Annotated in this window: 12 protein-coding genes and 1 pseudogene; 10 read left to right on the top strand and 3 right to left on the bottom strand. The window is 74.4% G+C overall.

The annotated features are described in order from the left end of the window. Window positions 1–37 precede the first annotated feature (37 nt). On the bottom strand, window positions 38–1,054 hold the full coding sequence (locus ACFQ8C_RS35020; protein WP_383465696.1) for an ABC transporter permease: 1,017 nt from the start codon (window positions 1,052–1,054) through the stop codon (window positions 38–40). Between the two features lie 136 nt (window positions 1,055–1,190). Between ACFQ8C_RS35020 and ACFQ8C_RS35015 the strand changes: the two genes are divergently transcribed. The 8 genes and pseudogenes from ACFQ8C_RS35015 (at window position 1,191) to ACFQ8C_RS34980 (ending at window position 8,279) form a co-directional block, all read left to right on the top strand. Further along, on the top strand, window positions 1,191–1,823 hold the full coding sequence (locus ACFQ8C_RS35015; RefSeq protein ID WP_383465695.1) for a TetR/AcrR family transcriptional regulator: 633 nt from the start codon (window positions 1,191–1,193) through the stop codon (window positions 1,821–1,823). 162 nt (window positions 1,824–1,985) lie between these two features. Continuing rightward, on the top strand, window positions 1,986–2,288 hold the full coding sequence (locus ACFQ8C_RS35010; protein ID WP_383465694.1) for an urease subunit gamma: 303 nt from the start codon (window positions 1,986–1,988) through the stop codon (window positions 2,286–2,288). Between the two features lie 15 nt (window positions 2,289–2,303). After that, window positions 2,304–2,612, top strand: a pseudogene (locus tag ACFQ8C_RS35005) (urease subunit beta); the annotation flags it as partial. Window positions 2,613–2,715: 103 nt separating this feature from the next. Beyond that, window positions 2,716–4,437: an urease subunit alpha gene (locus tag ACFQ8C_RS35000; protein ID WP_383465692.1), complete on the top strand. Its 1,722-nt coding sequence runs from the start codon at window positions 2,716–2,718 to the stop codon at window positions 4,435–4,437. Continuing rightward, entirely contained in the window at window positions 4,437–5,099 is a 663-nt protein-coding gene (locus ACFQ8C_RS34995) for an urease accessory protein UreF (protein WP_383465690.1), read from the top strand. Before ACFQ8C_RS35000 ends, ACFQ8C_RS34995 begins: the two co-directional genes overlap by 1 nt. Window positions 5,100–5,114: 15 nt before the next feature. Then, entirely contained in the window at window positions 5,115–5,810 is a 696-nt protein-coding gene (gene ureG, locus ACFQ8C_RS34990) for an urease accessory protein UreG (protein WP_383465688.1), read from the top strand. Continuing rightward, a complete protein-coding gene (locus ACFQ8C_RS34985) occupies window positions 5,807–6,553 on the top strand; it encodes an urease accessory protein UreD (RefSeq protein WP_383465686.1) in 747 nt (248 codons plus the stop codon). Before ureG ends, ACFQ8C_RS34985 begins: the two co-directional genes overlap by 4 nt. Before the next feature lie 139 nt (window positions 6,554–6,692). Beyond that, window positions 6,693–8,279 (top strand): alpha/beta hydrolase, encoded by a 1,587-nt coding sequence (locus ACFQ8C_RS34980; protein WP_383465684.1) that lies wholly within the window; start codon window positions 6,693–6,695, stop codon window positions 8,277–8,279. Window positions 8,280–8,375: 96 nt separating this feature from the next. Here the strand turns inward: ACFQ8C_RS34980 and ACFQ8C_RS34975 are convergent, their stop codons facing one another. Beyond that, window positions 8,376–9,053, bottom strand: a complete 678-nt coding sequence (locus ACFQ8C_RS34975; RefSeq protein ID WP_383465682.1) for a lysophospholipid acyltransferase family protein — start codon at window positions 9,051–9,053, stop codon at window positions 8,376–8,378. A gap of 95 nt (window positions 9,054–9,148) precedes the next feature. Between ACFQ8C_RS34975 and ACFQ8C_RS34970 the strand changes: the two genes are divergently transcribed. Beyond that, window positions 9,149–10,144: a DUF3048 domain-containing protein gene (locus ACFQ8C_RS34970; RefSeq protein WP_383465680.1), complete on the top strand. Its 996-nt coding sequence runs from the start codon at window positions 9,149–9,151 to the stop codon at window positions 10,142–10,144. 84 nt (window positions 10,145–10,228) lie between these two features. Then, window positions 10,229–10,579 carry a PRC-barrel domain containing protein gene (locus ACFQ8C_RS34965; RefSeq protein WP_383465678.1) on the top strand — a complete coding sequence of 117 codons (351 nt, stop codon included), beginning with the start codon at window positions 10,229–10,231 and terminating at the stop codon, window positions 10,577–10,579. Between the two features lie 41 nt (window positions 10,580–10,620). On the opposite strand, the gene ACFQ8C_RS34960 is transcribed toward ACFQ8C_RS34965, so the two are convergent. Next, complete coding sequence (locus ACFQ8C_RS34960) at window positions 10,621–10,845, bottom strand: hypothetical protein (RefSeq protein ID WP_383465698.1); 225 nt, start codon at window positions 10,843–10,845, stop codon at window positions 10,621–10,623. Window positions 10,846–10,978: the final 133 nt, after the last annotated feature.

The following is a 10,978-nucleotide window of genomic DNA, read 5'->3' as shown; positions in this document are numbered from 1 at the left end:
CGGACGGGGGCACACGGCTTTCCGGTGTCCGGGCGGGTCAGCCCGCCGCGGCCGGGGTGGGGGCCGGGACCGCGGTCGGCGCCGGTACGGGCTCCGCTCCGGCGCCGCGCCGCCGCCCGCCGAGGACCACCGCGGCGAGGCCCGCGGCGGCCCAGAGGGAGAGGACGAGCACCGGGCCGCCCGCCGCCGCCCCGTCGAAGTAGGCGACGGAGCGCAGGGCCTGGCCGCCCGCGCCCGGCGGCAGCCACTGGCCGAGGAGCCCGAGGCCGGTCGGCAGGAGTTCCGGGGCGCTGCTCATGCCGGAGAAGGCGTTGCCGGCGAGGACGGTGAGCACCGCGGCGAGCCCGAAGCCGGGCTTGCCGAGCAGGGCGGCGAGTCCCGCGAAGGTCGCGCCGATGGCCAGCACGGTCAGGGCGAGGACCCCGGCCTCCGCCCACCAGTCGCCCGCGAGGGCGCCGAGCCAGCTGTGGGTGAGCGCCGCGCCGGCGAGCCCCGCGAGGGCCGCGGCGCCGGCGAGGGCGGTCGCGGCACGGGTCCCGCGCAGTCCCAGGAGCAGGGTGGCGACGCCCGTCGCGGCGCCCGCGATGGCGAGGGGCAGCAGGCCGGCGCCGAGCACGGTGCCGCGCGGATCCCCGGCGGGCGGGGCGACGACGTCGGTGACCGGGACGGTCCTGCCCTCGGCGGCGGCGCCGGCCGTGACCGCCTCCCGCAGCAGGCCGGCGACGACGGGGCTGCCGGCGGAGGCGGTGAGCAGTTCCGGGCCGGCCGGGGTGACGACGACCGCGCCGTACACCTCGCGGGCCTCGACGGCGGAGCGGGCGGCGGCGGCGTCCTCGTACCGGTGGATCTCGAAGGCTCCCTCGTGCCGGCCGAGTTCGCGGGCCAGGCCGTCGGCCGCCGCCGCGGGGCCCGCCACCCCGACGGGCAGGTCGCGCGGCGCGGTGCGGGCGGCGGGCCAGGCGAAGGTCCACAGGAGGAGGGAGGCGAGGACGGGGACCAGCAGGATCACCGCGAGGGTCTTGCGCCCCGCGGTGGGAGCGGTGGCGGCGGACATGAGTGCCTCGATTCGCGGGTCGGGAGGTGCGGGCGGGAGTCGATCCATAGAGAAGGATCGTTCGTTTTACCTGAGCCCACTCTCCGGCGGAGGGGCGAAGTTGTCAAGAATGAATATTCGTTTTAGGTTCGGAGGCATGGCCCGTGTCACCCAGGAACACCTCGACGCCCGCCGCCGCCAGATCCTCGACGGCGCCGCCCGCTGCTTCGCCCGCAACGGCTTCCACGCCACCTCCATGCAGGACGTGCTCACCGAGGCGGGGCTCTCCGCCGGTGCGGTCTACCGCTACTTCCGGAGCAAGGACGAGCTGATCCAGGCCATCGCGGAGGAGACCTTCGCCAGCGTCCGCACCGCCTTCGTCGGGGCCGTCGCCTCGAACCCGCCGCCGGCTCCCGACGTCCTCGTCGGCCGGGTGATGACGGTCGTCCTGGAGGAGCGGATCGCCGGAGCGGGCCGGGGGGCCTTCGCCCGGCTGATCATCCAGGTGTGGTCCGAGACCCTCCGGGACGAGTCGCTGGCGCGGACCCTCCGGCAGGGCTTCGACGGTATGCGGGAGCTCTGGACCGGTCTCTTCGACGCCTACCGCGCGCACGGCATGTTCGCCGCGGACGTCTCCTCCGAGGACATGGCCCGCACCCTCATCGCCGTCGTCCAGGGCTTCATCGCCCAGCAGGCGCTCTTCGACGACGTGGAGATCGGGGTCCTGGAGAAGGGGCTGGGCGGCCTCATGTCCATGGGCGCCGCCGACCCCGCCCCGCCGGTCCGATGATCATGGAATCGCAAAGCGGGAGTTAACGCGCCGGAAAAACTTCCGCCCTAACGTGCAATGTCCGGCCGTCCACCGCATCTCCGCCGTTCAACAAGGTGTTGACGGTCGGTAGGGTCCGCAGCTGTCCGGGTGCGGCCCGGTGGACGACTGTGAGGTGGAAGAGTGCAGCTGAGCCCGCACGAGCAGGAGCGCCTGCTCATTCACGTGGCCGCCGACGTGGCGGAGAAGCGCCGCGCGCGCGGGGTGAGGCTCAATCACCCCGAGGCCGTCGCCCTCATCACGGCGCACATCCTGGAGGGCGCCAGGGACGGGCGTACCGTCGCCGAGCTCATGGCCTCCGGGCGCGAGGTGCTCTCCCGCGCCGACGTCATGGACGGCATCCCCGAGATGATCCACGACGTCCAGGTCGAGGCCACCTTCCCGGACGGCACCAAGCTCGTCACCGTCCACGACCCGATCGTCTGACGGGGGCCGGCACCGATGATCCCCGGAGAGATCCTCCACGCGGACGGGCCGGTGCCCCTCAACGAGGGCCGCCCCGTCACCCGCCTCACCGTCCTCAACGCCGCCGACCGGCCCGTCCAGGTCGGCTCCCACTACCACTTCGCCGAGGTCAACCCCGGTCTCGACTTCGACCGGGCGGCCGCGCGCGGCAAGCGCCTGCACATCGCCGCCGGCACCGCCGTGCGCTTCGAACCCGGCATCCCCGTCGAGGTCGAGCTGGTGCCGATCGCCGGCCGCCGGATCGTCCCGGGCCTGCGCGGCGAGACCGCCGGCCCCCTGGACGCGACGACCGAGACCGACCCGCCCGCCGCCCCGGCCACGACCGGAGCCCCGGACCCCACGGTCCCGGACGGCCCCCTGGCCGCCACGGTCCCGAACGGAGACCCCCGTGCCTGACCTCCACCGCGCCGTCTACGCCGACCTGTTCGGCCCCACCACCGGCGACCGCATCCGGCTCGCCGACACCGATCTGCTGGTGGAGATCGAGGAGGACCGCTCCGGCGGGCCCGGCCGGGCCGGCGAGGAGGCCGTCTTCGGCGGCGGCAAGGTCATCCGCGAGTCGATGGGCCAGGCCCGCACCACCCGCGCGGAGGGCGCCCCCGACACCGTGATCACCGGCGCGGTGGTCATCGACCACTGGGGGATCGTCAAGGCCGACATCGGCATCCGCGACGGCCGGATCACCGCCCTCGGCAAGGCCGGCAACCCGGACACCATGGACGGCGTCCACCCCGGTCTCGTCATCGGCCCCGAGACCGAGGTGATCGTCGGCAACGGGCGGATCATCACCGCCGGCGGCGTCGACACCCACATCCACTTCATCTCCCCGACCGTCGTCGAGCAGGCGCTCGCCACCGGCATCACCACCCTCGTCGGCGGCGGCACCGGCCCCGCCGAGGGCACCAAGGCCACCACGGTCACCCCCGGCCCCTGGCACATGGCCCGGATGTTCGAGGCCCTCGACACCTTCCCCGTCAACATCGGCCTCCTCGGCAAGGGCAACACCACGTCCCGCGAGGCCATGTACTCCCAGCTGCGCGGCGGCGCCCTCGGCTTCAAGATCCACGAGGACTGGGGCGCCACCCCCGCCGTCATCGACGCCTGCCTCGGCGTCTGCGAGGAGACCGGCGTCCAGCTGGCCATCCACACCGACACCCTCAACGAGGCCGGGTTCGTCGGCGACACCCTCGCCGCCATCGCGGGACGGACCATCCACGCGTACCACACCGAGGGCGCGGGCGGCGGGCACGCCCCGGACATCATCACCGTGGTCTCCGAGCCCCACGTGCTGCCCAGTTCGACCAACCCGACCCGGCCGCACACCGTCAACACCATCGAGGAACACCTCGACATGCTGATGGTCTGCCACCACCTCAACCCCGCCGTCCCCGAGGACCTCGCCTTCGCCGAGTCCCGCATCCGGCCCTCCACCATCGCCGCCGAGGACGTCCTCCACGACCTCGGCGCCCTCTCGATCATCTCCTCCGACTCCCAGGCCATGGGCCGCGTCGGCGAGGTGATCCTGCGGACCTGGCAGACCGCCCACGTCATGAAGAAGCGGCGGGGCGCCCTCCCGGGGGACGGCCGCGCCGACAACCACCGGGCGCGCCGCTACGTCGCCAAGTACACGATCAACCCGGCCGTCGCCCAGGGCATGGACCACCTCGTCGGCTCCGTCGAACCGGGCAAGCTCGCCGACCTCGTCCTGTGGGAGCCCGCCTTCTTCGGCGTGAAGCCCCTGGTCGTCCTCAAGGGCGGGCAGATCGCCTACGCGCAGATGGGCGACGCCAACGCCTCGATCCCCACGCCCCAGCCGGTGCTGCCGCGGCCGATGTTCGGCGCCCTCGGCCGGGCGGCCGCCGCCGGCTCCGTCAACTTCACCGCCGAAGCCGCGATCGAGGACGACCTCCCCCGGAGGCTCGGCCTGGCCAAGGAGTTCACCCCGATCCGCTCCACCCGCCGCGTCACCAAGGCGGACATGCGGGAGAACGACGCCGTGCCCCGCGTCGAGGTCGACGCCGACACCTTCACCGTCACCATCGACGGCGAAGCGGTCGAACCCGCACCGGCCGCGGAACTGCCCATGGCCCAGCGCTACTTCCTCTTCTGATGACGCGCTCGACCCTGCTGGTCCTCGCCGACGGCCGGTTCCCCGCCGGCGGCCACGCCCACTCCGGCGGCGCCGAGGCCGCCGTCAAGGCCGGCCGCGTCCGCGACGCCGCCGGCCTGGAGGCCTTCTGCCGCGGGCGTCTGCACACCACCGGACTCACCGCGGCCGGCCTCGCCGCCGGCGCGGCCCTCGGCCTCGACCCGTACGAACTCGACGCCGCCGCCGACGCCCGCACCCCCTCGCCCGCGCTCCGCGCCGCCGCCCGGCGGCTCGGCCGACAGCTGATGCGGGCCGCCCGGGCCACCTGGCCCGGCCCCGAACTCGACGCGCTCGCCGCCGCGTTCCCGCGCGGCGCGCACCAGCCCGTCGTCCTCGGCGCCACCGCGCGTGCCGCCGGCCTCGGCCCCGAGGACGCCGCGCACTGCGCCGCGTACGAGACGGTCGGCGGGCCGGTCAGCGCGACCGTGCGGCTCCTGGGCCTCGACCCGTACCAGGCGACCGCCGTCCTCGCGCGGCTCGCACCCGAGATGGACGAGGTCGCGGCCCGGGCGACCGCCGCCGCCCGGGACGGGATCGACGCGCTGCCCGCCGCCTCCGCGCCCCTCCTCGACATCACCGCCGAACAGCACGCGGCCTGGCCCGTCCGCCTCTTCGCCTCGTAACACTGGAGTACTCCCATGCACCTCGACCACGGTCACACCCATCACGGCGCTGTCTCGGCCGACGCCCACCGGCCCGACGGCACCCGGCGCGCGCTGCGCGTCGGCCTCGGCGGCCCCGTCGGCTCCGGCAAGACCGCCACCGTCGCCGCGCTCTGCCGGCGGCTCCGCGACACGCTCTCGCTCGCCGTCGTCACCAACGACATCTACACCCGCGAGGACGCCGAGTTCCTGCTCCGGGAGGCCGTGCTGCCGCCGGAGCGCATCCAGGCCGTCGAGACCGGCGCCTGCCCCCACACCGCCATCCGCGACGACATCTCGGCCAACCTCGAAGCGGTCGAGGAGCTGGAGGACACCGTCGGCCCGCTCGACCTGATCCTCGTCGAGTCCGGCGGCGACAACCTCACCGCCACCTTCTCCAGGGGCCTGGTCGACGCGCAGATCTTCGTCATCGACGTCGCCGGCGGGGACGACATCCCCCGCAAGGGCGGCCCCGGCGTCACCACGGCCGACCTCCTCGTCGTCAACAAGACCGACCTCGCCCCGCACGTCGGCTCCGACCTCGGCCGGATGGCCCGCGACGCGGCCGAGCAGCGCGGCGAACTGCCCGTGGTCTTCACCTCGCTGCGGTCCGAGGAGGGCGTCGGCCCGGTCGCCGACTGGGTGCGCGAGCGGCTCGCCGCCTGGACGGCCGCACCGGCGCCCACCGCATGAGCCTGCGCGCCACCGCCCGGATCGCCGCCGAGGCCGACGGCTCGCTGCCGGTCCTCCGGAGCGACGGCCCGCTCGCCCTGCGCCGTACCCGCGCCGCCGCGCCCGGCTGGTCGCGGGTGACGGTGGTCGGCGCGATGAGCGCCCCGCTCGGCGGCGACCGGCTCGCGATCGAGACGGAGGTACGGGACGGGGCGCGGCTGCGGGTCGACTCCGCCGCCGCCACGCTGGCCCTGCCCGGCCGCACCCCGGAGCCGGCCGCGTACGACCTCCGGCTCCGCGTCGGCGCGGACGCCGTCCTGCGCTGGCTGCCCGAACAGCTCGTCAGCGCCCACGGCTCCCACCTGCGGGTGCGCACCGCCGTCGACCTCGCCCCCACCGCGCGGCTCGTGCTGCGCGAGGAGCAGGTCCTCGGCCGGCACGGCGAGCCGCCCGGCACCCTGGTCTCCCGGCTCACCGTCCGGCGCGCGGGCCTGCCGCTGCTCGACCAGGAGCTCGCGTACGGCCCCGGCGCCCCCGGCGGCTGGGACGGCGGCGCCGTCCTCGCCGGTCACCGCGCCACCGGCCAGCTCCTCGTCGTCGACCCGGCCTACGGGGAGGAGCCGGTGGCGGCACGGCCGCTCGGCGACCACGCGGTGCTCACCCCGCTCGCCGGACCCGCCGCGCTCGTCACCGCCGTCGCCCCCGACGCCCTCGCCCTGCGCCGGATCCTCGACGCCGCCCTCGCCGAACTCGCTCCGGAATGAGACGGATCGGGGTGTACCGCTCAGCGAACACCTCGCTCCGGTTATGGGTTCGGCAAAGAAACGTGTGTTCGGACTGACGTCGTGCCCTCCCTGACGAAAGGATCGCTCGAACAGACGACCACCTACAGGGGGAGGACCTTTGAGACGACGTACGGCAGTGCTCGGCTCCGCCGGCACGCTCATCACCGCCACACTCGTCGCGGGCGCGCTCGCGGCTCCGGCGGCCAGTGCCGACAGCGGTGCGCGCCACGGGCGCGACGCCGAGGCGTACGGAGTCGCGGTCGCCGCGGACCGGGCCGCCCGCGCCGGCATCGACTGGCAGGACTGTCCCGCCGACTGGGGCCTGGAGAAGCCGATCCAGTGCGGCTTCGTCACCGTGCCGGTCGACTACGCCAAGCCGAACGGGAAGAAGATCAGGATCGCGGTCGACCGGATCGCCGCCACCGGCACCCCGGCCGAGCGCCAGGGCGCGCTCCTCTACAACCCCGGCGGCCCCGGCGGCTCCGGCCTCCGCTTCCCGCGCCGGGTCACCACCAGTAGCAAGATCTGGGCGAGCGCCGCCAAGGCCTACGACTTCGTCGGCTTCGACCCGCGCGGCGTCGGCAAGTCCGCCCCCATCTCCTGCGTCGACCCGACCGAGTTCGTCAAGGGCCCCAAGCTCGACCCGGTCCCCGACAGCGAGGCCGACAAGCGGGCGCAGCGCAAGCTCGCCGCCGAGTACGCCGCGGGCTGCGCCGAGAAGAGCGGCGACATGCTCCCGTACATGACGACGCCGAACACCGCGCGCGACCTCGACGTCGTCCGCGCCGCCCTCGGCGAGAAGAAGCTCAACTTCGTCGGCGTCTCGTACGGCACCTACCTCGGCGCCGTCTACGGCACCCTCTTCCCGACGCACGTCCGCCGCATGGTCCTGGACAGCGTCGTGAACCCGTCGACCCGGTCGATCTGGTACGAGGCCAACCTCGGCCAGGACATCGCCTTCGAGGGCCGGCTCACCGACTGGATGACCTGGGTCGCCGGAAACGACGCCACCTACCACCTCGGCTCCACCCTGGCGGAGGTCCGGCAGCAGTGGGAGACCCTGCGCGCCGCCGCCAAGAAGGCGCCGCTGGGCGGCAAGGTCGGTCCGGCCGAGCTCATCGGCTTCTTCCAGAACGCCCCGTACTACGACTCCATGTGGGCCCCGGTGGCCGAGGCGTGGAGCGCGTACGCCGCCGGCGACCCGCAGCCGCTGATCGACAACGCCGCCGCGGACCTCACCGACACCGCCGGCAACATCGCCTCGGAGAACGGCAACGCCGTCTACACCGCGGTCGAGTGCGCCGACGCTCCCTGGCCCACCAGCTGGAAGAAGTGGGACCGGGACAACTCCCGCCTCCACGAGCAGTACCCGTTCATGACCTGGTCCAACGCCTGGATGAACCTCCCCTGCGCCACCTGGAAGGCCCCGAGCCAGAAGCCGGTCCAGGTGAAGACCGGCAAGGGCCTGCCGCCGGTGCTCATCACCCAGGCCGAGCGCGACGCCGCCACCCCGTACGAGGGCGCCGTCGAGCTCCACAAGCGGTTCAAGGGCTCGCGCCTGATCACGGAGAAGGACGCCGGCTCGCACGGCATCACCAACCTGGTCAACCCGTGCCTCAACACCAAGGTCGAGGCCTACCTGCTGACCGGGAAGCTCGACGCCACGGACCAGACGTGCGCCCCGCACGCCACCCCGCAGCCGTAGCCGTCGCCGTCGCCACGAGGTGAGGGAGGGGCCGTCGCCACCCGGGCGACGGCCCCTCCGCCGTCCTCGGATCCGCCGTCCCCGGATCCGCCGTCCTCAGGATTCCGCGGCCTTCACCACGGCCGCGTACTCGTCCACGTACTCCTGCCCCGACAGCCGCATGACCGCGTACATGATCTCGTCCGTGACCGCCCGGACCACCGCCCGCTCGTCCGCCGAGCCGGCGAAGCGCGAGAAGTCCAGCGGCTCCCCGAACCGGATCGTCACCCGCCGGATCCGGGGCACCACCCGCCCCGGCGGCTGGATCTCGAAGGTGCCGACCATCGCGCACGGCACCACCGGCACCCCGGCCGTCAGCGCCATCACCGCCACCCCGACCTTCCCCTTGTACAGCCGTCCGTCGTGCGAGCGGGTGCCCTCCGGGTAGATCCCGAGCAACTCGCCCTTCGCCAGCACCCCGAGACCCTCGCGGATCGCCGCCCGCCCCGCCTCCTTGCCCGAGCGGTCCACCGGGATCTGCCCGGCGGCCCGGAAGAACGCCGCCGTCAGCCGCCCCCTCAGCCCCGGCCCGGTGAAGTACTCCCGCTTCGCCAGGAAGGTGATCCGCCGGTCGAGCACCACCGGCATCAGGAAGTGGTCGGAGAAGGAGAGGTGGTTGCCCGCGACGATCGCCGCGCCCTCCTCGGGAATGTGCTCGATCCCCTCCACCCTCGGCCGGAACAGCAGCTTGAGCAGCGGCCCGAGCAGTACGTACTTCAGCAGCCGGTAGAACACCGGAACCCCCGTTCGTCGTCCGTCACGCCCGTTGTAACGCCCCGGCCGCCCGTGGTCCACTGGTGGGAGTGGCCCGACTCACCGGGGAGGCCGAGATGTCAGGCGCGCACCGTCCCCGGGGGCCCGGTCGTCCGCTCACCGCCCTGCTGTGCGCGGTGACCGCCGTCGCGCTGTACGGCTGCTCGGGCTCGGGCCCGGAGGAACCGGCTCCGACGCGCCCGCCCACCGCCACCACTCCGCGCGGCGTCTCCCCGCTCACCGGCCTGCCCGCCCGCAGCGGGCCGGTCCTCGCCGTCAAGATCGACAACGTGGCCGCGGCCCGCCCCCACACCGGCCTCGGCGCCGCCGACCTCGTCTACGTCGAACAGGTCGAGGGCGGCGTCACCCGGCTGCTCGCCGTCTACTCCTCCCGCCTCCCCGACAGCGTCGGCCCCGTCCGCAGCGCCCGCGAGTCCGACATCTCCCTGCTGCGCCCCTTCGGGAACCCCGCGCTCGCCTACTCCGGCGCCCAGCGCGCGCTGAACCCCCTGCTCGACGCCGCGCCCCTCGACCTCGTCAGCGAGTCCACCGCCCCCGGCGCCTTCCGGCGCTCCCCGGACCGGGCCGCCCCGCACAACCTCTACCTGCGCCCCGAGCGCGCCCTGGCCGCCGCCCCGGACGCCTCCGGCGTACGGCCCATCGGGCTCCGCTTCGGCGCCGCGCCCGCCGGCGGCACCGCGACCACCACCGAGACCGTCCGCTACCCGGCCGCCCGCTACGCCTTCACCTGGTCCGCCGCCGACGACGGCTGGCGCGTCGCCATCGACGGACGCCCCGCCACCAGCACCGACAGCGGCCCGCTCGCCCCCGCCACCGTCGTCGTCCAGCGCGTGACCGTCCGCCCCTCCGCCTTCCACGACGTCAACGGCGCCGTCTCCCCGTACACCGAGACCACCGGCTCCGGCACGGCGACCGTGCTGCGCGACGGCAGGGCGTACGAGGCCCGCTGGTCCCGCCCCGACCCGGCCGGCGGCACCTCCTTCACCACCCCCGACGGCCACCCCCTCGCCTTCGCGCCCGGCCAGGTCTGGATCGTCCTCGCGCCGCGCTGACCGGCCGCAGTCCCGGGCGCGGATGGTGATCCCGGACCGGGGTAGACGCGGGGACAGCAGACGAACAGGGGGAGGAGGCACGCCATGGGCACCGGCATCTGGGGCTACGCGGAGTCCTCCGGCCACGTGCCGGGCGACACCCTGATCGGATACGCGGTGGAGGCCACCGACGGCGGGATCGGCAAGGTCGACCGGCACACGGAGGACGTCGACCGGTCGTATCTGGTCGTGGACACCGGGCCGTGGATCCTCGGCCGCAAGGTCGTCCTCCCGGCCGGTCTCGTCAGTCGGGTGGACCGGGAGAACGAGACCGTGCACGTCGACTGCACCAAGGACCACGTCCGGGAGTCGCCGGACTTCGAGTCCGGCCAGAACGAGCACGACCTCAGCTTCGTCCGGCTCACCGAGCAGTACTACTCGAACCGGCACATGTGAGCCCCCGCACCTCCGGGGAGCCGGCGGTCGTCGGCCCACGGTCAGCGGGGTGACGGGCCCGCCCCGCCCGCGCCGGGACCGCGCGGCCCCCGCGGTGCCGTGACCGTCTCGGTGCTGTCCGCCGCGGCCATCCCGATCGTCGCCACCATGAGCACGATCCAGCCGAACCAGAGCCAGCCGCTGCTTCCGAGCGCCACCGTGTACGCGCTGATCAGCACCAGTGCGGCGCAGGTGACGATCGTCATCGCCTTAGTGGAACCGGACATCTGCCGTCCTCCTCCCGACCGGGGCCTGGGAAGCCTCCCTGCCATGGTGACCCCCCACGGGGGGCGTGCGCTACTCCCCGGACGCACCGGGCGTGCGCCGGGCAGCGCGAAGGCCCCCGGGACCTGGCCCCGG

The sequence above is a fragment of the Streptomyces sp. NPDC056503 genome (genome assembly GCF_042794995.1).
In the GTDB taxonomy this organism is placed as follows: domain Bacteria; phylum Actinomycetota; class Actinomycetes; order Streptomycetales; family Streptomycetaceae; genus Streptomyces.
The sequence above is the reverse complement of the archived record's forward strand: the minus strand, read 5'-3'. Positions and strand labels throughout refer to the sequence as shown.

Excerpts from the sequence above, each read along its gene's own strand:
- ACFQ8C_RS34965 (WP_383465678.1), top strand. The coding sequence starts at position 10,229 with ATGGGCACCGGCATCTGGGGCTACGCGGAGTCCTCCGGCCACGTGCCG.
- ACFQ8C_RS34960 (WP_383465698.1), bottom strand. The coding sequence starts at position 10,845 with ATGTCCGGTTCCACTAAGGCGATGACGATCGTCACCTGCGCCGCACTG.
- ureG (WP_383465688.1), top strand. The coding sequence starts at position 5,115 with ATGCACCTCGACCACGGTCACACCCATCACGGCGCTGTCTCGGCCGAC.
- ACFQ8C_RS34985 (WP_383465686.1), top strand. The coding sequence starts at position 5,807 with ATGAGCCTGCGCGCCACCGCCCGGATCGCCGCCGAGGCCGACGGCTCG.
- ACFQ8C_RS35015 (WP_383465695.1), top strand. The coding sequence starts at position 1,191 with ATGGCCCGTGTCACCCAGGAACACCTCGACGCCCGCCGCCGCCAGATC.
- ACFQ8C_RS35020 (WP_383465696.1), bottom strand. The coding sequence starts at position 1,054 with ATGTCCGCCGCCACCGCTCCCACCGCGGGGCGCAAGACCCTCGCGGTG.
- ACFQ8C_RS34970 (WP_383465680.1), top strand. The coding sequence starts at position 9,149 with ATGTCAGGCGCGCACCGTCCCCGGGGGCCCGGTCGTCCGCTCACCGCC.
- ACFQ8C_RS34995 (WP_383465690.1), top strand. The coding sequence starts at position 4,437 with ATGACGCGCTCGACCCTGCTGGTCCTCGCCGACGGCCGGTTCCCCGCC.